General features: G+C 52.4%; 25 protein-coding genes. 15 read left to right on the top strand and 10 right to left on the bottom strand.

From position 1 onward, the window contains the following. Nucleotides 1–3 precede the first annotated feature (3 nt). Nucleotides 4–228, bottom strand: a complete 225-nt coding sequence (locus FFA38_RS03860) for a DUF167 domain-containing protein (RefSeq protein WP_138315592.1) — start codon at nucleotides 226–228, stop codon at nucleotides 4–6. A 22-nt stretch (nucleotides 229–250) separates the two neighbouring features. Between FFA38_RS03860 and deoC the strand changes: the two genes are divergently transcribed. From deoC to FFA38_RS03845, 3 genes are read left to right on the top strand one after another with little or no spacing between them, the layout of a single operon-like run. Further along, nucleotides 251–952 carry a deoxyribose-phosphate aldolase gene (deoC, locus tag FFA38_RS03855; RefSeq protein ID WP_138315591.1) on the top strand — a complete coding sequence of 234 codons (702 nt, stop codon included), beginning with the start codon at nucleotides 251–253 and terminating at the stop codon, nucleotides 950–952. A gap of 20 nt (nucleotides 953–972) precedes the next feature. Further along, nucleotides 973–1608 carry an alpha/beta hydrolase gene (locus FFA38_RS03850; protein ID WP_138315590.1) on the top strand — a complete coding sequence of 212 codons (636 nt, stop codon included), beginning with the start codon at nucleotides 973–975 and terminating at the stop codon, nucleotides 1606–1608. A gap of 9 nt (nucleotides 1609–1617) precedes the next feature. Then, a complete protein-coding gene (locus tag FFA38_RS03845) occupies nucleotides 1618–2376 on the top strand; it encodes a Bax inhibitor-1/YccA family protein (protein ID WP_138315589.1) in 759 nt (252 codons plus the stop codon). Nucleotides 2377–2382: 6 nt separating this feature from the next. On the opposite strand, the gene FFA38_RS03840 is transcribed toward FFA38_RS03845, so the two are convergent. The 7 genes from FFA38_RS03840 to FFA38_RS03810 form a co-directional block, all read right to left on the bottom strand. Beyond that, entirely contained in the window at nucleotides 2383–2736 is a 354-nt protein-coding gene (locus FFA38_RS03840) for a hypothetical protein (protein WP_138315588.1), read from the bottom strand. A gap of 10 nt (nucleotides 2737–2746) precedes the next feature. Further along, nucleotides 2747–5986: a DNA polymerase III subunit alpha gene (locus FFA38_RS03835; RefSeq protein WP_138315587.1), complete on the bottom strand. Its 3240-nt coding sequence runs from the start codon at nucleotides 5984–5986 to the stop codon at nucleotides 2747–2749. A 17-nt stretch (nucleotides 5987–6003) separates the two neighbouring features. Continuing rightward, a complete protein-coding gene (locus FFA38_RS03830; RefSeq protein WP_138315586.1) occupies nucleotides 6004–6288 on the bottom strand; it encodes a DUF6504 family protein in 285 nt (94 codons plus the stop codon). Nucleotides 6289–6408: 120 nt separating this feature from the next. Beyond that, nucleotides 6409–6705: a YdeI/OmpD-associated family protein gene (locus FFA38_RS03825; RefSeq protein ID WP_246030914.1), complete on the bottom strand. Its 297-nt coding sequence runs from the start codon at nucleotides 6703–6705 to the stop codon at nucleotides 6409–6411. Between the two features lie 4 nt (nucleotides 6706–6709). Then, complete coding sequence (locus tag FFA38_RS03820; protein WP_138315585.1) at nucleotides 6710–7447, bottom strand: SOS response-associated peptidase; 738 nt, start codon at nucleotides 7445–7447, stop codon at nucleotides 6710–6712. Beyond that, a complete protein-coding gene (locus FFA38_RS03815; RefSeq protein WP_138315584.1) occupies nucleotides 7447–8169 on the bottom strand; it encodes a DedA family protein in 723 nt (240 codons plus the stop codon). The genes FFA38_RS03820 and FFA38_RS03815 overlap by 1 nt, the downstream gene beginning before the upstream one ends. A gap of 45 nt (nucleotides 8170–8214) precedes the next feature. Continuing rightward, nucleotides 8215–9009, bottom strand: a complete 795-nt coding sequence (locus FFA38_RS03810; RefSeq protein WP_138315583.1) for an aminotransferase class IV — start codon at nucleotides 9007–9009, stop codon at nucleotides 8215–8217. Nucleotides 9010–9093: 84 nt separating this feature from the next. Here FFA38_RS03810 and pabB point away from each other — a divergent pair, with 84 nt between their 5' ends. The 6 genes from pabB (at nucleotide 9094) to FFA38_RS03780 (ending at nucleotide 18116) form a co-directional block, all read left to right on the top strand. After that, on the top strand, nucleotides 9094–10416 hold the full coding sequence (gene pabB / locus FFA38_RS03805) for an aminodeoxychorismate synthase component I (protein ID WP_138315582.1): 1323 nt from the start codon (nucleotides 9094–9096) through the stop codon (nucleotides 10414–10416). A 79-nt stretch (nucleotides 10417–10495) separates the two neighbouring features. After that, nucleotides 10496–12982, top strand: a complete 2487-nt coding sequence (gene leuS / locus FFA38_RS03800; protein WP_138315581.1) for a leucine--tRNA ligase — start codon at nucleotides 10496–10498, stop codon at nucleotides 12980–12982. Nucleotides 12983–13044: 62 nt separating this feature from the next. Further along, complete coding sequence (locus FFA38_RS03795) at nucleotides 13045–13674, top strand: ComEA family DNA-binding protein (protein WP_138315580.1); 630 nt, start codon at nucleotides 13045–13047, stop codon at nucleotides 13672–13674. A gap of 166 nt (nucleotides 13675–13840) precedes the next feature. Continuing rightward, nucleotides 13841–15916, top strand: a complete 2076-nt coding sequence (locus FFA38_RS03790) for a ComEC/Rec2 family competence protein (protein ID WP_172955997.1) — start codon at nucleotides 13841–13843, stop codon at nucleotides 15914–15916. Between the two features lie 9 nt (nucleotides 15917–15925). Then, complete coding sequence (gene holA / locus FFA38_RS03785) at nucleotides 15926–16918, top strand: DNA polymerase III subunit delta (protein ID WP_138315578.1); 993 nt, start codon at nucleotides 15926–15928, stop codon at nucleotides 16916–16918. Further along, nucleotides 16902–18116, top strand: coding sequence for an MFS transporter (locus tag FFA38_RS03780; protein WP_138315577.1), 1215 nt, complete (start codon nucleotides 16902–16904; stop codon nucleotides 18114–18116). Before holA ends, FFA38_RS03780 begins: the two co-directional genes overlap by 17 nt. Before the next feature lie 25 nt (nucleotides 18117–18141). On the opposite strand, the gene rpsT is transcribed toward FFA38_RS03780, so the two are convergent. Continuing rightward, complete coding sequence (rpsT, locus tag FFA38_RS03775) at nucleotides 18142–18402, bottom strand: 30S ribosomal protein S20 (RefSeq protein ID WP_138275466.1); 261 nt, start codon at nucleotides 18400–18402, stop codon at nucleotides 18142–18144. 215 nt (nucleotides 18403–18617) lie between these two features. Here rpsT and lepA point away from each other — a divergent pair, with 215 nt between their 5' ends. Both lepA and hemW read left to right on the top strand, forming a co-directional pair. Next, nucleotides 18618–20474 carry a translation elongation factor 4 gene (lepA, locus tag FFA38_RS03770; RefSeq protein ID WP_138275465.1) on the top strand — a complete coding sequence of 619 codons (1857 nt, stop codon included), beginning with the start codon at nucleotides 18618–18620 and terminating at the stop codon, nucleotides 20472–20474. Continuing rightward, on the top strand, nucleotides 20474–21715 hold the full coding sequence (hemW, locus tag FFA38_RS03765; RefSeq protein ID WP_138315576.1) for a radical SAM family heme chaperone HemW: 1242 nt from the start codon (nucleotides 20474–20476) through the stop codon (nucleotides 21713–21715). The genes lepA and hemW overlap by 1 nt, the downstream gene beginning before the upstream one ends. Here the strand turns inward: hemW and FFA38_RS03760 are convergent. After that, a complete protein-coding gene (locus FFA38_RS03760) occupies nucleotides 21712–22068 on the bottom strand; it encodes a DUF4870 domain-containing protein (RefSeq protein ID WP_138315575.1) in 357 nt (118 codons plus the stop codon). The genes hemW and FFA38_RS03760 overlap by 4 nt on opposite strands. Nucleotides 22069–22171: 103 nt before the next feature. On the opposite strand from FFA38_RS03760, the gene hrcA reads away from it, so the two are divergent. Genes hrcA through FFA38_RS03740 form a run of 4 tightly spaced genes read left to right on the top strand, consistent with a single transcriptional unit; the run spans nucleotide 22172 to nucleotide 25378 of the window. Then, nucleotides 22172–23191, top strand: a complete 1020-nt coding sequence (gene hrcA / locus FFA38_RS03755; protein ID WP_138315574.1) for a heat-inducible transcriptional repressor HrcA — start codon at nucleotides 22172–22174, stop codon at nucleotides 23189–23191. 7 nt (nucleotides 23192–23198) lie between these two features. Then, complete coding sequence (gene dnaJ, locus FFA38_RS03750; RefSeq protein WP_138315573.1) at nucleotides 23199–24284, top strand: molecular chaperone DnaJ; 1086 nt, start codon at nucleotides 23199–23201, stop codon at nucleotides 24282–24284. A 2-nt stretch (nucleotides 24285–24286) separates the two neighbouring features. After that, on the top strand, nucleotides 24287–25021 hold the full coding sequence (locus FFA38_RS03745) for a 16S rRNA (uracil(1498)-N(3))-methyltransferase (RefSeq protein ID WP_138275460.1): 735 nt from the start codon (nucleotides 24287–24289) through the stop codon (nucleotides 25019–25021). Nucleotides 25022–25042: 21 nt separating this feature from the next. Continuing rightward, on the top strand, nucleotides 25043–25378 hold the full coding sequence (locus tag FFA38_RS03740; protein WP_138315572.1) for an HIT domain-containing protein: 336 nt from the start codon (nucleotides 25043–25045) through the stop codon (nucleotides 25376–25378). Nucleotides 25379–25386 lie beyond the last annotated feature (8 nt).

The following is a 25386-nucleotide window of genomic DNA, read 5'->3' as shown; positions in this document are numbered from 1 at the left end:
TTTCTAGTTGTTGATTGAGACTCGTTTAATGCGTGATGCATGCCCCGCTTCTATGAACACTCTCGATTTTGAAACGCCGAAGTGTTTAGCCAACAGGGCGATTAGTCCCTCGTTAGCCGCGCCATCGACGGCCCGCTGTTGAAGAAAGACCACTAGGGTTCCATCGGGGGAATTCTCAATCAGTGGCCCCTTTTTTGAGCCCGGTTTGACTTGAACCGTGATGCGCATGAGTCAAGCGTAAACTGAAGGCATGTCAAAGACTTACCGCGGACTCACCCGAACCCAAATTGCCAAGACGCTTGACCACTCGGTTTTGAAGCCGAATGCAAGCTACACCGATGTAACCGTTGGTGCCAAAGTTGCCCTCGATGAGGATGTTGCTTCTTACTGCATTCGTCCGATGGATGTTGCTGTGGCTCACGAGGTTTTGAAGCAGAGTGATGTACCTGTTTGCACCGTGATTGGCTTTCCGCACGGATCAACTACAACCGCCACTAAGGTTTTTGAGACCCAGGAGGCAATATCTCTGGGTGCCACCGAGATCGACATGGTGCTGAATGTTTCAGCGTTGATTTCAGGTGACCTAGATTTCGTTGAGGCTGATATTGCGGCCGTAGTTTCGGCTGCCAGAGAGTCGCGCGAATCAATTATCGTCAAGGTTATTTTTGAAACCGCCTTGCTAACCAATGAGCAAATTGCCACTGCCTGCAAACTCACCGAGGCAGGCGGTGCCGACTACGTAAAGACATCTACTGGATTTGCTACCGCAGGAGCGACGCTAGAGCACGTTGCCCTGATGAAGAGCTGTGTAGGAGACAGACTAAAGGTCAAGGCATCAGGTGGTGTCAGGACTCTTGATCAGGTGGTCGATTTTATTGAGGCTGGAGCTTCGCGCTGCGGTACCTCAATTGCGGCAGAGATTCTGGCTGAGTTCGATTCCAAAGCTGTTTAGGGATCAGGCAGTATTCCGCCATGGCCAGCTCAGCATCTGACCTAGCCCGGCCACACGTATGGCGCCCAGCGAATGACGTCGCGGCAGCTAAAACGTTGCTGTTGCTGCATGGTTCTGGCGCTGATGAGTTTGACCTCCTGCCGCTTGGCAAGGCTCTCGATCCAACCGCGAACTTGTTGTCACCTCGCGGCCTGGTTCGGGTTGAAGGTGCTAACCGTTTCTTCATGCGTTACGAAGATGGCAGTTTCGATGAGGCTGGCATTGTCCGCAACTCGGCCGATTTAGCCGAGTTTCTGTGGGTTGCATCTGGGGAATACGGTTTTGACCCAGACAACGTTTACGCAGTCGGGTTCTCGAATGGTGCTAACGCGGCCGGTGCCATGTTGCTGTTACAGCCGGACTCTCTCCAAGGAATCGTTGCCTTTGGTACGACCAAGTCGTTTGAGAAAACACCTTTCAAGAAATTGCCAAGTCTGGTCGGCAAGCGCGTTTGGATTGCGAACGGAGAGCAAGATCACTATTCGCCGCCAGAACGAACTGAAGCAATGATTCAGGAGTTTGAGGGTTTGGGCGCCAAGGTGGAGCTATTGATGCATCCGGGTGGGCACACAATTGCTGGTGAACATGTTCAGCAAATTGCCAGACAACTCTCATAAAATTTAGCCATGTCTATTTCACACAACCCACTTTTTAATCGTGCAATGCAGACCGGTGTCGAAGCTGCCCGAATTGATCAGGCTGCAGTTGACGCTGAGTTCGCAAAAATTACCTCGACCCCAAAGATGACCGTAGAGGGTACTGCCGGCAAGGTGTTCGGCATGTTCCTTATTTTGGTGGCAACTGCTGCGGCAACCTGGGTGATTCCTGCGCTACAGGCTCTGTTCATGCCTGCGCTCTTTGTTGGCCTTGGCCTCGGTCTTTGGGCAACCTTTTCAAAGCAGGTTCGTCCGGCCGTAATCATCGCCTACGCAGCTGTTGAAGGTGTTGTCATCGGTGGAATCTCGGCGATTTATGAGGCTCAGTATCCGGGCATCGTTCAAAATGCTGTACTTGGTACTTTTGCTACCGCGGGTGCTATGTTTGCCGCTTACCGTTTTGGTTGGATCAAGGTTAACGCTCGCTTTACCCGGGTAATGACCTTTGCTCTAATCGGGTACATGGGTTTTGCGATCATCAACCTCATCGTTGGAATGATTGCTGGCAACGCTGGCGTTTATTCTTCAGGATTTGCTTGGCTAGCTGGGCTTGCGGGCGTGGTGCTTGCGGCATTCACACTCAACCTGGACTTCGAGGCCATTGTTGACGGTTCTCGCCGAGGTATGCCGGTCGAGAATGAGTGGCGTGCGGCCTTTGGCCTAACCGCATCCATGATCTGGTTGTACATGGAGATTCTGCGTTTGCTCGCAATCTTCAATCGCGACTAATTTGAATTAGTTTTTCAGCGCTACTGAATCTGTGTGTCCGTAGGACTTTGATCCTTCGGCACACAGATTTAGTGTTTCTAGGGGCAGTTTGAAACGCGGAGTATTTAGATTTTGAGACTCCGAGTTTGTGACGAATTTCAGTGTCTGGGTCGAGTCTTCAGCGCAGGTAACATCGATTGATTTCCAGGTGCCCGGGAAGAGTGTCCGAAGGCCTACCTCGTCAGCTCCTAAGGCTCCAATTTGGTTTTTTAGAGCCTCGGTATCTGGGTAGTCGACGGCTGCGCCGGCTAACCAAATGCAAGGTGCCAGAGTGGCCAAACCGACCGCGGTCATAATGAAGAATTGGTCGCGCCGGTTCATACTTGCCTTTCTAACTTGCAGCTTGTTTAGCTAGCCACTGATTCCAAAGCTCTCTGATGTCCCAGGCGTTTTCAGCCATGATCGAAACACCTCTAACGCCGGTCCGCCTGGTCTGTCCGGCAATCACAATTAGTCGAGTGTTGAACAGGATATGGCTGCAGCGTTTTTGAGCTTCATCAAAAAATGTACTATCACTGCATCCCGAACCGTCATCCAAGGTAACAAAAACCACGCGTTTACCCGACTTCATAGGTGGCGTCTGGGTTGCAACCCTGACTCCGGCCACTAAAACCTCAGATTTACTGCGTAACTCAACCAGTTCATCGGCCCTGACAACCCCCATTTCGTCAAGCATTGGGCGATAGAGCTCAAGAACATGTTCGGTAACGTCGAGTTTCAAAATGCTTAGTTCGCTAGCAACTTGCTCCGCTGAACTTGGGTTTGGGTTTCCCTGTGGAAGTTGCTCAATCAAATTGAAATCTAAGGTTGGCTGTTGGGATTCGGGAAGTGGCCGATTCTTAATCGCGTTGAGTTGCCTGACCCTGGCCAGTATGTCTCCTCGATTGCTTCCGCTTTCTGTTTTAGCAAGAGAGTCCAGTGCTCCGATTAGGGCCAAATTTTCGAGCGTTCTTCTGCTCGGTCTAGCGCGCAGATAGAAATCGCCAATGTCGGTAAACGGCCGGTGTTCCAGTATTCGTTTTACCTCAGCCTCACTGATTCCCTGAATCTCGTGGATTGCCATTCTGATTCCGCCCTCTTCGACGAGGTATTCATCGGTGGATTTATTTACATCAACCGGCAACAACTTCACGCCTAGCCGCCGGGCCTCAGAGAGTAAAAGACGCTTTGGGTACATGCCCGGGTCATGGGTGAAAAGCCCCGCCATAAATTCGGTGGGGTGATGGGTCTTCAGCCACGCACTTTGATAGGTAGGCACTGCAAAGGCTGCTCCGTGTGCCTTGCAGAATCCGAAACTGCTGAAGCCCTCGATAATTGACCAAACCCGTTCAATAACCGGCTGGGAATAGCCCCGATTAGCAGATTCAGATCTGAAGAATTTTTCAATTTCGGGTTTTAGTCGCGGGTTCTCAAGTGATCTCCTCATCTCATCACCTTTGGCCAGACTGCACCCAGTCATCTTGCTCAGGATTCTAATTACGTGCTCGTGGAATATCACCACACCCCAGGTCTCTCGCAAGATCGGCTCTAGATCCGAGTGAATGAAGTCGGCCCTAGCAAAGCCATGTCTGCCATCAAGATAGGGCGCAATCATATTGCCCTTCATCGGACCTGGTCTAAAGAGAGAAATCTGAATGGTTAGGTCGTTGAACTCGGTTGGTTGATGTTTTCCGGTTAGTTCTCTCTGGCCGGGGCTTTCAATCTGGAAGATCCCTAGGGTGTTGGTGGTCCTAATCAGTTTGAACGTGTCCGGGTCATCTCGAGGGATGGCATCTAGATCAAGCTTTTGGCCCCTAACCCTTTCTATCTCTCGAACGGCATGGGCCATTGCGCTTTGCATGCGCACGCCAAGGATGTCGAGTTTTAGTAGACCCATAGGGTCCATGTCATCTTTATCGAACTGACTCATTGGTAGACCCATGCCACTCGGCTCGACCGGCGTAACCTGCAACAGATTGAGGTCTCCGAGGATGAGCCCGCAAGGGTGCATGGATATGTGTCTCGGTAGTCGGTCTAGCCGTTCGGTTATGTCTACCAGCAGGTTCATTTGCCGATCTTGTTCTACCTCTTCAGCAAATTTTGCTAGCTCTGGTTTAGTAGCCAGTGCGCCTCTAAAATTTCTGGCGCTGAAACGCCACATGCTCTTGGCAATTTCATCAATTTGGTCATCATTGAGCCCCAGTGCCAGGCCAGAGTCGCGCATTGCACCGCGCCCTTGGTATTTGCTTTGCATCGACAGCAGAGTCACGCGATTAGAGCCGTAGCGTTTGAAAACTGCTCGATAGATGTCGTGTCTTCGAGCTGACTCTACATCGATGTCGATGTCTGGCAGAGATGATCTTTCGGTGCTGAGAAAGCGTTCAAACAGTAAGTCGTGTTCGATTGGGTCTACGCCACTTATGCCTAGTAGGTAATTGGTTAGCGAGCCAGCTCCCGAACCTCTAGCTTGACTGCGGATGTTCATGTCGCGAATCATCTGGGCAACATCAGCGACTGTCAGAAAGTAGGTCGCAAAACCCAGTTTGTTGATTGTGATCAACTCTTGCCCGAGTCGATGCTGAATTTGCTGAAGCTCAGCTTGGCTCGCGGTGGGGTAGTAGCGCGATATTCCGGCATGTGCTTTTTGCCAAAGCACCTCAAATGGGCTGCCGTCTATTCCTAAGGCAGATTTCTCTGGAGTTTTTGGTTTTCCCCAACTGCAATCAGCTACCGGATCAAGCCGACATCGTTCAGCCAATTTGTTGGTGGTTTCAATCAGTTGCCCCGCTCGTGCTTGGTCCTGAGTGATCTCTAAAGCAAGCGCGTGCATCAGCCCGCCGGGTTTTAGCCAAGCCTGGGCGTTGGGCTGAGGCCTAAAGTAACCCAATGGTTCCAAATGCCTCGCGGAATCCAGAATGTCTGCAGTCAGGGCGCCATCTGGGTCAAGGTATCTGACCGAATTGGTTAGTACCGTAGGCACCGATAGTGCGTCGGCAAGCTGCAGTAGCCGGCGGCTCTGGTCTACTGAGTATTCGGTACCAGGTTCAGTGATGTGGCTGGCAATCTCTAGCCCAAGAGAACCTGGTGTCCGAAACAGTTGCTTCCATGCATCCAGCGCTTGCTTGGCCCGGATGCGGTTTCCGGCAATAGCCTCTCTGCCTACATCGCTGTCTGGGGTAATTAGTACTGTGCAATTGGCTTGGTCGCCGATCAGCTCAGAAAGTTGGCTACGTTTGATTCCGATGCTCTTTTTGCTGCTGCCAAAGATGCGGCCCGAGTGGGCTCCTGAAACTATTTTGCATAGCTGAGACCAGCCGGCGCCTTGGGTGTGGCCGTGGCACAAAATTATGCATCGGGCTAGTTCTGCCCCCGACTCGTCGAAGACCAACAAATTCACGCCAACTATCGGAGATAGCCCAACTTTTAGACAGGCCCCGATGTGTTTTACTGCTCCGTATAGGCCGTCTCGGTCGGTGATTGCGAGTGCGTCAAAGCCCAGGCTGACGGCCGCCTCGGCTAAATGTTCGGGTCTGGTGACCCCGTAGTGCCCCGAGAAAGCCGATGCCACGTTGAGATGAGTGAATCTCTCCATGAGTAACCTGGTGCTCTCTAGGCGTAGACCCGGGCTAGTCGCCAAGTATTGCGGTCGTTGCCGTGCGTATCGAGCGTGTGCACTAGCTCGTACTGAGCGGTTCTGCTGTCTTCGCTGGACGCGCAAATGCGCCACATTTCTACTTCAAGTACTCCGGCCCCGATGCCTCGCTGTGCTCTTGCTGACTCATTCCACCATTCTCTGCGGGCAAACCAGCGCACCGGCTTTGAATTAACCAGGTAGCTACCGCCTCGCCACCAAAACCCGATCGGCTCACCTCCTCGGTTAGTAGAAACCGACACGCTCTCATCTACGCGCAGCACAGCTGGCCCCTCTCGAAAACTAAATCATTCGAACACTTGTTCGAATGTTAAGAGTGTAGAGGTAACCGCTGACAAAAGTAATTGGTTTTGATTAAATCTTTATTTTCTAGAGGCTGGATGGTCCATGCGCATGTAGACGCCGCCCAGCTCGAGCTCGGCCAACATTTGATTTAGCCGTTTGGTGCGGGTAGCCGGAAACTTCGAGCGAATAATCCAAGCTAGGTAGTCATTGCGTTGATAGGCCGGTCGAGCATCAAAATCAGCGCGTAGCCCGGTCTCTTCAAGCGAAACTTTGACGTCCGCCGGCATCTCGTTTAGTTTTCGCTTGAGTTTGCCATTTTTATCGCGCGGGGCATTTCTGCCGGAATCGCGTTCGTTGTTCTGACGATTGGCCACGGTGCTAACTCAAAGCTCTAATGAGTTCGGGGGAGTTGTTCCGCACCTGCCCAACATCGGTGCCGACTTTGAAAAATTCTGCCTCTGCTGCCACCATGTCAGAGTCAATGGCAACTGCCTCTAGCAACTCCTGGTCACCAATAATGTGCGGGTCGAGCCAGGCTTCAAAGGTGTCTGGAGATAGCAAGACTGGATTGCGGTCGTGGATGTGGGCTAACTCGGGGGCAGAGTCTTTGGTCAGCGTGGTTGCCGAAAGTAGCCAACGAGCAGGGTCTGCAGCGTTTTTGCTCGGATCCGCCCACCACTCGTACAAGCCCGCTAATGCAAACATTCCATCGGTGCCAGCAGAGATGTAAAACGGCTGCTTGGTGCCATCTGCGGCGACTTGCCATTCGTAATAACCAGAGGCCGGAATCACGCAGCGACGGCGGATTACTGAATCTTTGAAAGAAGGCTTTTCGAGAATTGACTCGATTCTGCCATTGATGAGTGGGCCGTGTTCGTCTGGGCTTTTAGCCCAACGGGGCACCAGGCCCCAGCGAGCCGAATGAATTTCACGACTCAGTTCGCCGATTGGGGATCCGTCTTCAGCTTTTTCAAACGCACGGTCGACAATGATTGCAATTGGCTGGGTGGGAGCAACGTTGTAACTGACCCCCGGAATACTCCCGACGATTTCGTCAACCTCGAAAATGGTTTGGATTTCACCAACTGCGCGAGCAACTACAAACCGTCCACACATTAGTTTTTCTCGCTTTGATCGAAGTTGTTTTCTTCGCCGCGTTCGATTTGCTCGGCGCCGGCAATTGCTGCCATTGCGGCCTCACCCTCGGCAATCATGCGTTCGGCAGACTTCTCGAGCCGCTTTTTACCAAAGTGAACCAGAACCACAAACGCGATGATAATCACGACGAAAACTAATCCGCCGAACTTGAGGTTCTTGGAAACCTCTTCATAGCTAGCGCGCGCTAGATAGCCGACACCGACATAGGCGCTGGCCCACACCGCACAAGCAGCGACAGTCCAGCGGATGAATACTCGGTACTTCATTCTGGTCATGCCAGAAACAACCGGAACCAAAGAGTGCAGTACTGGCAGAAATCTTGAAATCGCTACCGCTAACCCACCACGGGTCTCAACAAAAACGTCAGCCATCTGCCAGTTTTTTTCACCAATTTTTTGCCCCAACCGGCTGGCACGGATGCGCTCTCCGAAGAACCTGCCGATCAGAAAGCCGATCGACTCACCTATAAGTGAACCTAGCAGGACTGCTCCGAGCAAAAAGAAGAAGTCGCCGAGGTCGAGTACGCCCGTTGAGGCAACTAGAACTACGGTGTCACCGGGCATAATCAAACCGATGAAAAGCGAGGTCTCGAGCATGATTGCGAGGCCGGCCAAAAGGTTGCGAGTTGCCGGGTCAACGCTCTGAACCATGTTCAGAATCCAGTCAAGAATCTCATTCACGGTTTAATCATGACAGACGCGAGTCACACTCGCTTTTTGCCTGGCTTAATCGATAGCGGTCAGCTGGAGTCTCAATCGCTTCTGAAATGACTCTAGATGTTTAGCCGGGCCGACCGGGCCGCCGAGATCAATCCAATCCCGAACCAATCTGATGCCCTGTAAAGAGCTAAGCGCCCAGATTTCAAGTTCAACTAAGTCAGCTGGCCGAGCATTTTCGGTTCGTGTCCGAATACCCATCTGCTCTGCGATCGCAAAAACTTCTTGGCGGGTAATGCTCGGAAGCCATTTGGTTTGGTGGTCAGGCGCACACAGGACATCTCCTCGCCACCAAACAATCGAGCTCAGGGCACCTTCAATTAGGTTTCCGCGCTCATCCAAAAAGACTGCTTCGTCGGCGCCGTGCATCTGAGCGGCTCTTCTCACCTGCAGGCATAGGCTCAAATCCGGGCCCTTGACAGTCGGATTGTGTCGCGGGTCGGTGTCTGGATACGTCCAGAGGGTAATTGGCCCCAGCTGCTCGGGCGCCTCGCGCAGTCTTAAGAAGAGGTGGTTTGGCGTGGTGGCCTCTCCGTGAAATTCAATTCGTGGAAACCAGCGACCCTGATTAGGAATTGCTTCTCGGACAGCATCAAAGAATGGTTCCAATTGTTCGTCACACACATCGGTTATCTGCCGAACCCAGTCGCCGAAACGAGAGAAGTGAGCCTGAAGATTTCTAACCCGTCCCTCATCGGCTAACCAGGAGTCGGCGACGGAAAGTACAACCTCTGATTCTGGAGGTGAGGTGACTAACTGCAATGAGCCGTCTTTAAAGCAAAAGAACTGTGCTGCGTCAGACATCTTTTCACCTCCGGCTAATACCCGCTGTAGTGCGTCTAATCTAGATTACGAGTCCATCTAAAGCCAAAGTGAACCGGGAGACAAATGCAGCTGTATTCTGCGCATCTTGCCGGTTGGGCTGCGCCAGCTGACGTATTTGCTCAGTTTTACAGTTCAGAGCCCAACGCTTTCTGGCTTGATCGCGAACACCACATCGATGAACCGTTCAGCGTTATGGGTGCAGGAACTCCTGAAATTTTCTCTATCGATGGCGTTGCATCCATCGGTAGAGTGGTGGGCAATCCCCAAATCGCAGTTGCGGGGGATGCTGTGGGTGATCTAAGCCTTCCTTTTTCGTGGCGGCCTGGTTTGGTTGGTTGCCTCAACTATGAACTTGATAGTTTGCACGCGTTCATCAGTGTGGATCGAGCGATTATTTTTGATCACCGCGACAAGTCGATGTACTTTGTCGGGTTATTTGAGAGCCAGAAGGCTTTTAGTGCTTGGCATCGAGCCGCCTTGCTACGCCTGACTTTGGTTGGCGGGCAGCAGTCTATTTACCGAAATCGATTCAGAGCAGACCAGGTTACTTTTTTTGCTCAATTGAGGCACAGTCCAAGTCAATATCTCGGGATGATCGATTCGGCCCAGCGCCACATCGAGGCCGGGGACGTCTATCAAATTTGCCTAACCAATCAGGTGACGCTGAGTTCCACCGCTGATCCGCTTTTCACATTCCTTGCTTTGCGTGAACAAAACCCAGCGCCATATTCCGCATATCTTCGATTCGGCGACAAAGCGGTAGTGAGCAGCTCTCCTGAGCAGTTCCTCAAACTCGACTCATCTGGGCGCCTATCAACCAAACCAATCAAGGGCACCCGAGGGCGCGGACCTGACCTGTCGACCGATGCCGCAATCGCTGCCGAACTCAAATCAAACGTTAAAGAACGCGCCGAGAACCTAATGATCGTAGATCTGATGCGCAATGACCTCTCCAAAGTGGCCGAGATTGATAGCGTCCGGGTTCCCGCACTTTTTGAGGTCGAAACCTACGCAACCGTTCACCAGTTGGTCTCAACCGTCACTGCTCAGTTGAAGGACGACCTGGACATCTCAGCAGTCCTAGCGTCTGCATTTCCTGGTGGGTCGATGACGGGTGCTCCTAAAATCCGTGCCATGGAAATCATCTCGGACCTAGAGAGTGGTCCTCGGGGAGTCTATTCAGGGGCTCTGGGATACATCGGGGTTGATGGTTCTGCAGAATTTGGAATGACCATTAGGACGCTAATTTTTGAGTCTGGACAGGTAAGTCTGGGTGTAGGTGGTGGCATTACCTCTGACTCAGACCCCGATGCCGAACTTGCTGAGACTGAGCTCAAGGCTCAGGCTTTGCTGAAAGTGCTAAACGCACCTAATCCGTGGAGTTAGCTCCGAGTTTGTCACCATCTAATTGGTAACCTTGTTCTTTAGTACTGATTATTGAATCGCACCCCTGAGAAGTGAGCACATGACCCAGCAAAACGCGCCGGTTGAGAACGAATACAACGTATTCAACATCCAGGAAAAATGGCTTCCGGTATGGGATGAGCTGCGTCCATTTGCATCGGGAAACCCCGGAGATCCTCGCCCGAAGAAATACGTCTTGGACATGTTCCCTTACCCATCGGGCGACCTACACATGGGGCACGCTGAGGCATACGCGCTAGGCGATGTTATTTCTCGATACTGGGTTCAAAAGGGATACAACGTCATGCATCCAATCGGCTGGGACTCATTCGGTCTCCCTGCCGAGAACGCTGCAATTAAGCGCGGACTTGACCCTAAGGGTTGGACCTACGACAATATCGCGCAACAGCGGTCATCGATGCGTAGATATGCCTGCTCATTTGACTGGGACCGCGTACTGATTACTTCAGACCCGATTTACTACCGATGGAACCAGTGGTTGTTCCTTGAGTTCTACAACAAGGGCTTGGCCTACCGCAAAAACTCAAACGTCAACTGGTGCCCAAGCTGTCAAACCGTGCTGGCAAACGAGCAGGTCGTTCAGGGGCTGTGTGAGCGTTGCGACAGCCTAGTGACCAAGAAAGCTCTTACCCAGTGGTACTTCAAAGTCACCGATTACGCTGACCGCCTGCTCGATGATTTGGACACCCTCGAAGGCAATTGGCCGGCAAAGGTTCTCTCTATGCAGAGAAACTGGATTGGGCGTTCCCACGGAGCCGACGTCAATTTTGTGATTGAAGGTCGCGAAGAGCCGGTAACCGTATTTACCACTCGCCCAGACACCCTGTTTGGTGCAACTTTCATGGTTGTTGCCGCAGATAGTGCTCTGGCGGCGGAACTTGCGGCAGGCGCCGACGCTGATGTTCAATCGCAGTTTGATGCCTACCTTGAAAAGGTAAAGCAGTCCAATGACATTGAACGACTCGCTACCGACCGCCCGAAGACGGGTGTTGACCTAAAGCGATTTGCAATCAATCCGGTAAACGGAGCTAAGCTTCCAATTTTTGCGTCTGACTATGTCCTTGCCGACTACGGTCATGGTGCGATTATGGCTGTTCCTGCCCACGACCAGCGCGACTTGGATTTTGCCAAGGCTATGGGGCTTTCGGTTCAGGTGGTGCTTGAGACCGGCGAAGAGGACCCAAATACCACCGGTGTAGCCACTACTGGAGAAGGAACCCTGATTAACTCGGGTCCGCTCAATGGGCTTTCTAAAGCAGACGCAATCCAGAAAATTTCTGCACTGCTTGAGTCCGAGGGTAAAGGTAAGAAGACCAAGAACTTCCGACTTCGTGACTGGCTAATTTCGCGCCAACGATACTGGGGAACACCTATCCCTATCATTCACTGCGAAAAGTGTGGTGAGGTGCCAGTTCCGCAGGATCAGTTGCCAGTGGAGCTTCCATCTGCCGAGGGCCTAGACCTCAAGCCAAAGGGAACCTCGCCACTTGGCGGAGCAACCGACTGGGTCAACGTAACCTGCCCAAAGTGTTCTGGACCCGCTCTTCGCGACACCGACACCATGGATACTTTCGTGGATTCATCCTGGTATTTCCTTCGTTTCTTGTCTCCAAACTCAACCGAGGTTGCTTTTCCAGAGGATGAGGCCAAGGCCTGGGCTCCGGTTGATCAGTATGTTGGTGGCGTAACGCACGCAATCCTTCACCTGCTCTACGCAAGATTTATTACCAAAGTTCTGCACGATCTAGGAAAGCTAGATTTTGAAGAGCCGTTTACGCGCTTGCTTAACCAGGGCATGGTTCTTATGAACGGTTCTGCAATGTCAAAGTCTCGTGGAAACATCGTTGCTTTGAGCGAGCAGCTGGACGAGCACGGTGTAGATGCTGTTCGTTTGACTATGTCATTTGCCGGTCCTCCTGAGGACGACATCGACTGGGCGGATGTTTCTCCGTCTGGTGCAGCCAAGTTCCTTGCTCGTGCTTGGCGAGCCGCCAATGATGTCGTTAGCCCAGTTGGGTCAGATGCTGCACGTGGAAACAAGGAGTTACGTAAGGCGACCCACACTTTCTTGCGTGACTTTGGCCCAGTAATCGAAGGCTTCAAGTTCAATGTCGGTGTTGCCAAAATTATGGAGCTAGTCAATGCGCTTCGTAAGGCTATTGACGGTGCTGCCGGTCCTGCTGATCCAGCAGTGCGCGAAGCAGCCGAAGTCGTAGCTAAGGCACTCTCGCTTTTTGCTCCGTATACGGCCGAGGACATGTGGGCACAGCTTGGTCACCAGCCTGGAGTTGCGCTTGCACAGCTGCCTGAAGCCGACCTAACCTTGCTGGTTGAAAGTTCAGTGGTTGCTGTCGTGCAGGTCGACGGAAAGCTACGAGACAAATTTGAAGTTGACGTAAACATTTCCGAGGATGAACTCCTCGCCTTGGCTATGCAATCAGAACCGGTCAAGCGTGCAATTGGGGATAAGTCGATTGCCAACACCATTGTTCGCGTTCCAAAACTTGTGAACATAGCTACCAAGTAACAGTTACTAACAGAACTACCTAAGGCGCTCAGTGCAATCACTGGGCGCCTTACCTTTTGGTAATGGGTTGGATAAAGTCCAGGTTTTCAGAGGCACTGTCGGGTACGCAACCCATCAGTAAAAAACTCGCTTTTCTGTTGCTGGGAGTCGTCGCCGTTGGCCTAATTGCAGTCAATAGTCTTACCGGGGCAGCTGGTGATTCCCAGATTTCCCTGAGTGGAACTGGAGAAAATCTAAGCATCGAGCCTTCCGCTGCGAGCGTTTCAGTCAATCAAGCAATCATTTTCGTACACGTAATCGGCGAGGTGAAGAAGCCCGGTATTTATGAACTTGAGGCTGGATCTAGAGTTTTCGATGCTGTATTCGCGGCGGGTGGGCTTACCGAAGATGCTGAACAAGCCACCGTAAATCTGGCTAGATCGCTTACCGATGGAGAGCAAATCCACATCGGTGCAATTGGTGAGGCACCGATTAGTGGCTCAACAGCCGAAGGTCAGGCGGCAAAAATAAATCTCAATCGGGCATCCCAGGTTGAACTCGAATCTTTGCCCGGAGTAGGCCCAGCCTTAGCCGGCCGAATTATTGATTATCGCGACCAGAATGGCGGTTTCCAAGCCATAGAAGACCTGAAGAACGTGGGTGGTATCGGAGACAAATTATTTGCGGGCCTGATGAACGAGGTGACCCTTTGAGAATTTGGATTGCTGCCGGAGTTCTGTGGATTTCATTGGTGTCCCTAATCCAAGGCTTGGGGACATGAAGCAACTTCTGCGCTGGCTGGTACCAACTTTCTTAGCTCTCTCTTTGGGATTGACCTCCTTTGGGATTCAACTCGCCAACTCAAAGCCGGCAATTTTAGTGAAATTGATCGAAAACTACGAAGGCGGCCAAGTTGAATTCTCAGTGATCAGAGAACTGCCTGCGACAAATGCAGCCTTCTCTGGGCCGCGTTTCGAGATTTTGATTGAGTCGGTGCACATTGAAAACGATGTTGCCGAAGTTCGCGCATTTGGGGTTTTGAACGAAAAAGATCCGAGTGAGTTGATTGCGGTTGGAGCAAAATATCGGTGTTTTATGAATTTTGCGCCCATTCAATCGGTCAATCGACAAATCTTTCGCGCGAGCTGCATTTCAGGCTTCGAATTGATAATGCCAGCACACCCAGGAGCAAATACCTCAAAGTTGTTCAGAGATTCCTTCCTTGTTAATCTGGCCGGTATTTCGGGTGAAGCTAAGGGGCTGGTGGCTGGATTGGCCATCGGAGAGAAGCGTCTACTTAGTGATGAGTTTTCCGCTCAGATGAAGGCGGTTGGTTTGACGCACCTGACTGCGGTCTCTGGGGCAAACTGTGCAATCGTGGTCGGGCTGGTGTATTTAATTTCGATGCGCATCTCGCGGCGTAGGGTTGTTCGCACAGTTATTGGTGTTGTGGCCCTGATGCTTTATGTCGGGCTGGTCGGTCCCGAGCCAAGCGTAATCAGATCTGCCTTTATGGCTGGTGTAGTTCTAGTCGCTGCCTCTCTAGGTCGACCCGCTGCTGGTTCGCCAGCTCTTGCGCTTGCCGTGTTGGTGCTTCTGTGTATCGACCCATGGTTGGCAACAGATTACGGTTTCATGCTGTCGGTGGCCGCAACTGCAGGAATACTTCTGCTCACCAGACCGCTGTATGAGAAGTTCAAGTCCCATATGCCCGTGTGGATTGCGCTCCCACTCGCTGTTTCGGCGGGTGCTCAGGTTATGTGTTTGCCTGTTCTATTGCAGCTCCAAGAGGGTTTAGCCACTTATTCACTACTGGCCAATCTTCTGGTCGAACCAATGGTCGCCCCAATTACTGTCCTAGGCATTCTTAGTTGCTTGGTTGCCATTCCTCTACCTGGGCTGGCTGTCGCGCTAAGTTGGCTCGCATCAGTCGCAGCGCAGTGGATAGTCATCACCACCCAATCGTTGAGCAGTCTGGCTGGTGGAGTAATTCCATGGCCAAACGGATTTCTTGGTGCGATTTCGGCCTTAGCCGTAATTATCGCGCTGGTGGTTTTTCTGCTGGCATCGGCTCAGAGATCAAAGAACTGGGCGGGTTTTGCTCTGCTAATAATTTTGGGCGTGACCATCGGGTCGGCTGGTTCGGCTGTAAAAAAATACGGCATCTGGCCTGACCAGGCATGGCAGGTAGTTGCCTGCGATGTTGGACAAGGGGATGCGTTTGTTCTTCGCTCTGAGGGGCTAATTGCTGTAATCGATGTTGGTCGCGAGAATGCGCCAACAAAGAAATGCCTGGATCGACTTGGGGTGCAAACCATCGACCTGCTGGTTCTTACCCACTACGACCTAGACCACGTGGGAGGGCTCGGTGGTGCGCTTGCTGGTCGTCGCATCGGCGAGGTATTACTTTCTCCGTTTCCAGATGAACGTTGGGCTGCTAGCAATGTTCAAGAGACACTGCAGGCCACGGGCTCACGCATCTATCGGCCTTTTGAGGGCGATAGCGGAAAGCTAGGGGCGCTCACCTGGACGGTGCTGAACCCGCCAAGGAACCTAAACCTAGTTGAGGACTCAAATGACGCTAGTCTTGCGATGCTTTGGAAGGCCGCCGAGTTTAATTTCCTCGCACTCGCAGATCTAGGTGAAAGGGGCCAGATGCGTCTTGGCGCTGCATCTTCAACCTGGCTTGGACAAGGCCTCGACAACGTACCCATGATTCTCAAAGTTGCCCACCACGGATCACGGGACCAATTCTCCGAACTGTATGAGGCAGTTCGCCCAGATGTGTGTCTGATTTCTTCGGGAGAGGGCAATAGTTACGGGCATCCGACCAGAAGAACGCTAGACCTCTTGGAAAGCTTGAATTGTAAAACTTTGAGAACAGACAACCTGGGGTCGATTTCGCTGCAGGTCAATCAGAATGACTTGAAGCTTGGAGTCAGCGGTCGCGGTTAGGCTTATGAGGTGAGTAAAGCAAAGATCATTGACTGGCGCCGTGCGGCACCGGATTCCGTGGTTTTTGTCTCAGGACCAGAAGAATTTTTGGCCGGTCGAGCAATTCGTATGATTCGTGAAACCCTAAAGGGGCAAGATGATGCGCTTGAGATACACGAAATCGAGGCATCGGACTACTCGGCCGGAACTCTCCTAAATCTGACCAGTCCGTCGCTATTTGCCGAACCTCGATTGTTGATCATTCGCGGGCTTGAGCGTTGCTCGGATGACCTAATTTCCGATGGCATTGCGTACCTCGAGCACCCCACTGCAGACACCACCGTAGTTCTCCGGCACAACGGTTCAAGCGTTCGAGGCAAGAAACTCGTTGATGCCATTCGTGTCAGCAGCCACGCAACAGAAATCAATTGCGCTGAGATAAAAAAAGATGCTGATCGTGTGTCTTTTGTTCAAGCTGAATTTGCCCACGCCGACAGGAAAATCGCTCCAGCGGCTGTTAGAGCTTTGCTTGACGCATTTGCTGACGACATTGCAGAGCTTGCTTCGGCTTGTAATCAATTGCTGATGGATAGCTCTGAGACCATCTCCGAAAGTGTTGTCGATCGCTATTACGGCGGCAGAGTCGAAACAAATGCATTCAAAGTCGCAGATGCAGCTCTTGCCGGAAAGTCGGGGGAGGCCCTGTCGCTTCTCCGTCATGCCATTGCTACCGGCGCGGATCCAGTACCGCTAGTTGCTGCGATCTCTATGAAGATTCGCCAGCTGGCCAAAATTTTCGGCAATCGCTCGGCATCACCGCAGTCGTTAGGCATGGCACCTTGGCAGGTTGACCGAGCGCGTAAAGACCTCATTGGCTGGACCGACGACGGTCTGGCAAACGCCGTTTCAGCTATGGCTATCGCGGATGCAGCCGCAAAAGGTGCGGAGCGAGACCCTATCTATGCACTGGAAAAGGTTATTCACCTCATCTCGAATAAGGGACTAAGTGAATCGTCGAACTAAGGTTCTTGGGCTTCTAGCTCTGATTGCTATTTCCCTAGTCCTCAGACCCGCAGTGGCGGTTATTGGCCCTCTGCTAGCCGAAATAACCGATTCGCTAACGCTCTCTCCAACCGATGCGAGCGTGCTGACCGCAGCGCCAGTTCTCTGTTTTGGCCTAGGTGCATTTTTTAGTCCCTGGTTGGTATCCCGATTAGGTGTCGACCAAGCCATGATGCTGGTTCTCTTAGTCCTTGCAATCGCGATGGCGCTTCGAGGATTCCTAGGGTTCCCCGGTCTTCTAGTCGGCACTGTCGCGGCGGGGCTGTCGATTGCTGCAGCCAACGTCCTGTTGCCTTCGGTGGTCCGCCGAGACTTTCCAAAGTCTGTTCCGCTGGTCACCGGCATGTACACCACGGTGTTAGCAATTTCGGCCAGCTTTGCTGCCTCTTCGGCTGTATCCGTAAGTGCCTCTCTAGGTGGATGGCAAGCGGCATCAGCTATTTGGGCTGCACCTGGATTGCTGGCAATTGTGCTTTGGGCACCAAAATTGACTCGCGGACGTAACGACCCTGTTGCGCCGATTGCTGAGGTAGGTCAGGTAAATTCCCTTCCACTCCATTCGGGCTTAGCTTGGCTCCTGGTGCTGTTCTTCGGAATTCAGTCACTGGGTTTCTACGCGATCCTTGGTTGGCTTCCGACGGCACTGCTGTCGAAAGGGTTTACCGACGGCGACATTAGTTTTTATTTGGGTATCGCAACATCAATAGGAATCCCGTTCGGGCTAGCAATGTCGTCGATCTTGGGCAGGTTTAAATCACTCGCTTGGTGGGCTTCCGGCTCGAGTGCGGTTTCAGCTGCAGGGTTTGCTGGGTTGGCCACATCGCTGGCCTCAAGTAACGCCGATCAATTGATTCTTCTGCTCAGTTCAATCTTGATTGGAATTGGGCAGGCCTCCACCTTTCCTATTTCCCTCTCACTAGTGAGCATTCGGGCATCGAGCAGCGATGCAACGACTCAGTTATCAGCGATGACCCAGGGGGTTGGCTATTTAATCTCCGCCTTGGGTACCTTCGTAGTTGGTGTTCTGGCCACCGCAACTGGTTCTTGGGCGGTCAGCCTTTGGCTGCTAACAGCTCTGACTGTGCTCCAGATGGTCTGCGGCTACATTGCAGGTAAGCCAGGTATGGTTCAGGACAATAAAAAACCCCGAGTCAAATGACCCGGGGTTTTTCTAAAGCTTCGGTTTAGAGAGCCGCAACCTTTTTGGCAAGTGCTGACTTGCGGTTTGCAGCGTTGTTCTTGTGAAGAACACCCTTTGAAACTGCCTTGTCTAGCTTCTTGCCAGCTAGTGCAAGAGCTGCAGCTGCTGCTACCTTGTCGCCGCTTGCAGTCGCTTCGCGAGATGCGCGAACAGCGGTCTTGACCTCGCTGCGAACAGCCTTGTTGCGCTCAGCAGCCTTTAGGTTGGTGCCAATTCGCTTAATCTGTGACTTGATGTTTGCCATGTTTCACTTTCTTGGTTTGCACCCTGCAGTCGCAGGCATGCTGAACAAATTCAAAACTTGTGGGATTTGGATGATTACTTCATCCGTCTCGACCTCTAATGCTACCAGCAGTATGCGGTAATCGGCAAGTAAATCCCTCGGAGTGCCGTCGAGCATGTGAGAGAATAGAGAAACCGCTGAGCGGTCCCTTTCTTCAATCTAATTAGAGGTTTCTTTTGTCGCCACGCGCAACCACCCGTCTAGAACCGGCAAAGACCGATCCAGCGATGATTCGCAATTTCTGCATCATCGCCCACATTGATCACGGTAAGTCAACTTTGGCTGACCGAATGCTTCAGCTAACCGGTGTCGTCGACGACCGATCTATGCGTGCCCAGTACTTGGACCGCATGGACATCGAACGTGAGCGCGGAATCACCATCAAGTCTCAGGCAGTTCGTATGCCTTGGGAGATGGATGGCAAAACCTACGCGCTAAATATGATCGACACCCCTGGACACGTTGACTTTACTTATGAGGTATCGCGTTCATTGGCAGCCTGTGAGGGCGCCGTTCTCCTGGTAGATGCTGCTCAGGGTATCGAGGCCCAGACCCTGGCCAACCTGTACTTGGCGATGGAAAATGACCTCAAGATCATTCCAGTCCTAAACAAAATTGACCTCCCAGCTGCGCAGCCAGAAAAGTATGCGGAGGAGCTGGCCAACCTAATCGGTGGAAATCCTGAAGATTGCCTTCGCGTTTCAGGAAAAACCGGTATGGGTGTTGACTCGCTGCTTGACCTGATTGTCAACGAGGTGCCTGCGCCAGTTGGTGACCCAAATGCGCCTGCGCGCGCGATGATTTTTGACTCGGTGTATGACAGCTATCGTGGCGTAGTTACCTACATTCGCATGATTGACGGGCAGCTCAAGCCACGTGAGCAAATCACCATGATGTCTACTAAAGCGGTTCACGAAGCGCTGGAGATCGGTGTTTCTTCACCAGAACCAGAACCTACCAAGGGCCTTGGAGTCGGTGAGGTCGGTTACCTAATCACCGGTGTGAAGGACGTTCGCCAGTCCAAGGTGGGTGACACGGTTACCACCAAGCTAAACCCGGCCACTGAGCCGCTAAAGGGTTATGCGGACCCAAAGCCAATGGTTTTCTCGGGCGTGTATCCGATTGATGGATCCGACTACCCAGTCTTGCGCGAAGCGTTGGACAAGCTCAAGCTTTCAGACGCCGCACTGGTCTATGAGCCAGAAACCTCGGTAGCTCTCGGCTTCGGATTCCGAATTGGATTCCTAGGCCTATTGCACCTAGAGATCGTCACCGAACGCCTCGAGCGCGAGTTTGGGTTGGACCTCATTGCCACGGCCCCATCTGTGGTCTACGAGGTAACTCTTGAGAACGGCGACGAGATTACCGTCACTAACCCGAGCGAATTCCCTGGCGGAAAAATTAAGAAGATCCTCGAGCCGATTGTGCGTGCCACTATTCTGAGCCCGAAAGACTACGTCGGTACCATCATGGAGCTCTGCCAGAGTCGCCGTGGCACCATGATCGACATGCAATATCTAGGCGAAGACCGCGTTCAACTTCGATACACCCTTCCGCTGGCCGAGATTGTTTTTGACTTCTTTGATCAGTTGAAGAGCAAAACCGCTGGTTATGGATCTCTCGACTACGAGGAAATTGGTCTTGAAGAGGGAGATCTAGTCAAGGTTGACCTCCTTCTCCAGGGTGAACAGGTTGACGCATTTAGCGCAATCGTGCACCGAGAAAAGGCCTACGCCTATGGCGTCATGATCACCGGTAAGCTGCGTGAGTTGATTCCGCGCCAGCAGTTTGAAGTCCCAATTCAGGCTGCTATCGGTGCCAGGATTATTGCCCGTGAGTCAATCAGGGCTATGCGAAAAGACGTTCTTGCCAAGTGTTACGGCGGTGACATCAGTCGTAAGCGCAAACTTCTTGAGAAGCAAAAAGAGGGTAAGAAGCGCATGAAGACCATTGGTCGCGTTGAAGTGCCGCAAGAGGCATTTATTGCCGCGCTATCGACTGATGGCGAGAAAAAGGGCGAGAAGAAGAAGTAGTGGCCGGACCGCTGCCGATTGGCGAACCCGCACCAAGTGACGGCAGTTTGCCGGCACAAGCAGGCGAGGGTGCTAAACACAGAAGCTTCCACGCCTACGTGCACATTCCTTTTTGTCGTGTTCGATGTGGTTACTGTGATTTCAATACCTATACAGCTTCCGAGCTCGATGGCGCGAGCCAATCTGAGTATGCAGATGTCCTAATTTCTGAGATTGCTTTTAGCCAAGGCGTTCTAGCTCGAACCGGCATCGAGAACCGGCCTCTTTCGACGGTGTTTTTTGGTGGCGGAACTCCCACGCAATTGCCGGCCTCAGATCTAGTCAAGATTCTCGCTTCACTCGATTCTGCGTTCGGTATTTCCGACGCCGCTGAAATAACAACTGAGGCCAACCCCGATACCGTTGACCTTGATTACCTTCAAATTCTGAAGGCGGGTGGATTCACCCGAGTGTCTTTCGGCATGCAGTCGGCTGTTCCATCGGTCTTAGCCACGTTGGAGCGCACACATAATCCGGCAAACGTTCCGGCCGCCATCGAGGCCGCTAAAGCTGCTGGTCTGGCGACCTCTGTAGACCTAATTTACGGAGCACCGGGCGAGACCCTCGAACAGTGGCGTGAAAGCGTCCTGGCCGCACTGAGCATGGAACCCGATCATATTTCTGCATACGCCCTAATCGTCGAACCTGGCACTAAGTTGGCGCGGCAGATTCGAAGTGGCGATCTCGATGAGCCAGATGAAGATTTGCAGGCGGATAAATACGAGCTGGCGGATGAGTTGCTAAAAGACGCTGGATTCAAGTGGTACGAGGTTAGTAACTGGTCAAAGGAAGCAGCTGGTGTCGAAAACGCCTCGAGGCATAACCTGGCCTACTGGCAGGGGCAGGACTGGTGGGGTTACGGCCCCGGGGCTCACAGTCATTTCGGGGGAGTACGTTGGTGGAATCAGAAGCACCCAAGCGTCTACTCGGCAGCCCTGACGTTCGGAAAATCGCCGGCTGCTGGTCGGGAAGTCTTGTCGGAGAGGACACGCCTTGAGGAGAGAATTCTCCTCGAAATCAGAATTTACGAAGGTCTTTCTATAGACCTGGCCAAAACCGTTAGCGAGCACGCAGTGGGGTTGATCGCTGGATTCATTGCCGACGGCTTAATCGAGCCGGGAGCGGCAATCAATGGGCAAATCCGGCTGACGCTCAAGGGTCGATTATTAGCCGATTCTCTGGTTAGAAAACTACTGGACTAGTTCTTGACGAATCGGATAGTCAGCGGATATCGATAGAAGTCTCCCTGGCTGGCTCGATAGGAAGCGACAATCCTAAAAATTGTCCAGTAGATTGGCAACGCCCAAATCACCAACCAACCGATAACTGAAATTGCTAGGCCAATAGCGAAGACCACCATGGTTAGGCCAAAGTTGAGCGACTCGGTCACGTGGTGACGAATGAACGGCCCCTTGTCCCTGAAAAGCAGAAATCCAAGTACTGGGGCAAAGAACTCAAACACGATTGCAACCGCATGTACTAGGACCGACCAAAGTTTCTCTTCCTCTTTCGAGAATTTATTACCCGCAGATTTGTACTCGTTTGTGTCTGACATGATTTCTACCCCTTTACCTAGCCGTTTCAGTCTATGGAATCGGGCTACCACAGGCTAATATTGGCACTCGAGGACATCGAGTGCTAGCGAAAGAGAGGCCATCTTGATACCGGATAGAAGCCTCGAGGTTTTGCGGGCGATTGTTCAGGACTACATCGCAACCAAAGAGCCGGTAGGTTCAAAATCTCTTGTTGAGCGGCACTCATTTGGCGTCTCGGCAGCCACGATTCGCAACGATATGGCGTTTCTAGAAGAAGAGAACCTGATTCACGCGCCGCACACCTCAGCCGGTCGTGTTCCAACCGATAAGGGATATCGAGTCTTTGTTGATCGCCTTAACGAGGTAAAACCGCTCAATACTGCTGAGCGCCTGGCTATTGAAAGTTTCATGACCGGCAGTGCAGACTTGGATGAAACTCTGGGTAGGACTGTCAGGTTGCTCTCGCAGCTGACCAATCAGGTCGCTATGGTTCAGTACCCAACACTTGGCAAGGCAACCGTTCGGCACATCGAGCTGATTCCCGCCTCTGACACCCGCATTCTTATGGTGCTGATCACTGACAGCGGCCGAATTCAACAGCACGTTGTTGAATTGGGGCAAACCATCGATGAAGGCTTCGTGGGTGAACTGAGGGCAAGACTCAACACCCTTTTGACTGGATTAGCTCTCAGCGCAGTAGCCGAGAAGCTCAGTGGTTTGGACAAGTTTTTTGAGTCACGCTTTGCCCAGCAAGTGGGTTCAATTTGCGCCAGTCTGGTTGAGCAAGTCGATGCAAACCGCCAAGAGAAGATTATTTTGGCCGGGGCCGCAAATCTCGCTAGGCGTGAGCAGGACTTCCCGGGAAGTATTTCTCCGGTACTTGAGGCTATCGAGGAGCAGGTGGTTCTGCTCAAGTTGATTTCGGAAATGCAGGCAGAGCAGCACGGAGTTAGCGTGCGAATTGGCCGAGAGAACTCCTTCGAGGGACTTGCTGGTGCCTCGGTTGTTGTCAGCGGATATGAAAATCAGGGCAGTGAGATTGCCAAGTTGGGTGTCATTGGGCCAACTCGAATGGACTATTCATCAAACATTGCGTCGGTGCGAGCCGTGGCACGTTATTTGACCAAAGCACTAGGAAACTGAGGAACTTTTGGCTGATCACTACGAGGTTTTGGGTGTCGCACGCGATGCATCCGAGGACCAAATCAAGAAGGCTTACCGAAAGTTGGCTCGTGAACTGCACCCGGATGTCAACCCGGCACCTGAGGCGCAAGAGCGATTTAAGTCGGTGACCCACGCCTACGAGGTGTTGAGCGATGCCAATTCCCGACGTCAATACGACATGGGCGGGCAGGATCCTTTCGGTGGTTCGGGTGGATTCGGATTCGGTGACATTTTCGACACCTTCTTTGGCGGCTCAAGCCAGCGCGGGCCAAAGTCGCGTGCTGAGCGCGGTCAGGATGCGCTTATCCGGCTGGAGCTAACCCTTGAAGAGGTCACCTTTGGTGTGGCCAAAGAAATCGAAGTTGACACCGCCGTAATTTGTGAAACCTGCTCAGGCAGTTGCTGCCGACCTGGAACCTCAATGGCGGTCTGTGACATTTGTCGCGGAACCGGTCAAATCCAGCGACAGGTTCGATCACTCCTCGGCAACGTAGTTACATCTCAACCATGTGGAACCTGCCGCGGGTACGGTCAGGTAATCCCCGAGCCTTGTCTAGACTGCCGAGGCCAAGGACGAGTTAGAGCCCGCCGTTCGCTCGACCTAAACATTCCCGCTGGAGTTGAAGACGGTTTGCGTCTGCAACTTGCCAGCCAGGGCGAGGTGGGTTTCGCAGGCGGTCCGAACGGAGACCTGTACGTTGACATCGCGGTTCGTGAGCACGACATTTTCGGTCGACAGGGTGATGACCTCACCTGTGTCCTAGTGGTGCCGATGCAGGATGCCATCTTGGGTGCATTGACCAAAATTGAGACTTTTGATGGCCCTCAATCAATCGAGATTGAGCCGGGGCAGCAGACTGGCGACATTATTACCGTGAAGGGCAGGGGTGTTCAGAGGCTTCGGGCTTCTGGACGCGGTGATTTGAAGATTCGGGTTCAAGTTTCGACGCCAACCAAGCTTGACTCCAAGCAAAAGGAATTAATTCGTAAGCTTGCGGCCATGCGCAAGTCCGATTCGATCAAGTTGGTAGAACAGACTCACGGTTTCTTTGCCGGACGACGGAAGCACTAGTCATGGTTGAACCACTGTTCAAAACAACCTTGGGTAGCCCGGTTGTTGATGGCATCATTACGCTTTCAGGTTCAGAGGGAAAGCACGCCGTTTCGGTCCGGAGGATGCGAGTGGGCGAGGGAATTCAGCTGACTGATGGTCGAGGAACTCGAGTTCGCGGTTTGGTGGACTCATTGGCTCAAAATAGCCTGACCGTTCGAATCTCAGAGGTGATTCTCGAGTCTGAACCGGCAGCAAGGTTGACCCTTATTCAGGCCCTTGCCAAAGGTGACCGCGATGAACTGGCAATCCAGGCAGCCACCGAATTGGGAGCTTGGGGCATCGTTCCTTGGCAGTCAGAGCGTTCCATCTCGCGGTGGGAAGGTGCAAAAGTATCCAAAGGCGTCGAGCGCTGGCAGACGATTGTTGCCGAAGCGGCCAAACAATCCTTGCGGGTATTTGAACCGGTGGTTACCCAGCCAATGTCATCAAAGCAACTGGCAACAACGATTGAATCCTTCGATCTCGTGTTGGTCCTAGATCCAACGGCCAAAGTTGGCCTTGGCAATGTTGATTTATCTAGTGAGAACGTGGCAATTGTGGTTGGGCCTGAGGGCGGAATCAGTGACTCTGAATTGGCCCTTTTTGAAGAGGCTGGCGCAACGCGAGTAAACCTCGGTGCTCCGATTTTGCGAACCTCAACGGCAGGTGTTGCCGCAATAGCGGTTATCCAGGCCAAGCTTGGGCTCTGGTCCTGACCTCAGAAGTAGACTGACACCATGAGTGACTGTATTTTTTGCAAGATTGCCGCAAAAGAGATTCCAGCAAAGATTGTTGCTGAAACCGAGCTCTCTTTGGCCTTTTGGGACATCGCGCCCAAGCAGCCAATTCACATCTTGGTGATCCCAAAGCAGCATCATGAGAATGTTGCCGATTTGGTCGTGGAGGCCAAAGACTACTTAGTTGATTTGGTCCAGTTGGGGTCTCGCATCGCCTCAGATTTATCCACCGGCTCGTTCCGCCTCACTTTTAACACCGGAGTCGAGGCCGGTCAAACGGTATTCCACGCACACGGTCACATAACCAGCACGACACCTAAGGAGCAGGTTGTCTAATTCTTCGG

The organism is Rhodoluna limnophila, from assembly GCF_005845365.1.
In the GTDB taxonomy this organism is placed as follows: domain Bacteria; phylum Actinomycetota; class Actinomycetes; order Actinomycetales; family Microbacteriaceae; genus Rhodoluna; species Rhodoluna limnophila.
Note: the sequence above shows the minus strand (reverse complement) of the source record. Positions and strands in the feature narration are given on the sequence as shown.

Excerpts from the sequence above, each read along its gene's own strand:
- FFA38_RS03860 (WP_138315592.1), bottom strand. The coding sequence starts at position 228 with ATGCGCATCACGGTTCAAGTCAAACCGGGCTCAAAAAAGGGGCCACTG.
- deoC (WP_138315591.1), top strand. The coding sequence starts at position 251 with ATGTCAAAGACTTACCGCGGACTCACCCGAACCCAAATTGCCAAGACG.
- FFA38_RS03850 (WP_138315590.1), top strand. The coding sequence starts at position 973 with ATGGCCAGCTCAGCATCTGACCTAGCCCGGCCACACGTATGGCGCCCA.
- FFA38_RS03845 (WP_138315589.1), top strand. The coding sequence starts at position 1,618 with ATGTCTATTTCACACAACCCACTTTTTAATCGTGCAATGCAGACCGGT.
- FFA38_RS03840 (WP_138315588.1), bottom strand. The coding sequence starts at position 2,736 with ATGAACCGGCGCGACCAATTCTTCATTATGACCGCGGTCGGTTTGGCC.
- FFA38_RS03835 (WP_138315587.1), bottom strand. The coding sequence starts at position 5,986 with ATGGAGAGATTCACTCATCTCAACGTGGCATCGGCTTTCTCGGGGCAC.
- FFA38_RS03820 (WP_138315585.1), bottom strand. The coding sequence starts at position 7,447 with ATGTGTGGACGGTTTGTAGTTGCTCGCGCAGTTGGTGAAATCCAAACC.
- FFA38_RS03810 (WP_138315583.1), bottom strand. The coding sequence starts at position 9,009 with ATGTCTGACGCAGCACAGTTCTTTTGCTTTAAAGACGGCTCATTGCAG.
- pabB (WP_138315582.1), top strand. The coding sequence starts at position 9,094 with ATGCAGCTGTATTCTGCGCATCTTGCCGGTTGGGCTGCGCCAGCTGAC.
- leuS (WP_138315581.1), top strand. The coding sequence starts at position 10,496 with ATGACCCAGCAAAACGCGCCGGTTGAGAACGAATACAACGTATTCAAC.
- FFA38_RS03795 (WP_138315580.1), top strand. The coding sequence starts at position 13,045 with ATGGGTTGGATAAAGTCCAGGTTTTCAGAGGCACTGTCGGGTACGCAA.
- rpsT (WP_138275466.1), bottom strand. The coding sequence starts at position 18,402 with ATGGCAAACATCAAGTCACAGATTAAGCGAATTGGCACCAACCTAAAG.
- FFA38_RS03760 (WP_138315575.1), bottom strand. The coding sequence starts at position 22,068 with ATGTCAGACACAAACGAGTACAAATCTGCGGGTAATAAATTCTCGAAA.
- FFA38_RS03745 (WP_138275460.1), top strand. The coding sequence starts at position 24,287 with ATGGTTGAACCACTGTTCAAAACAACCTTGGGTAGCCCGGTTGTTGAT.
- FFA38_RS03740 (WP_138315572.1), top strand. The coding sequence starts at position 25,043 with ATGAGTGACTGTATTTTTTGCAAGATTGCCGCAAAAGAGATTCCAGCA.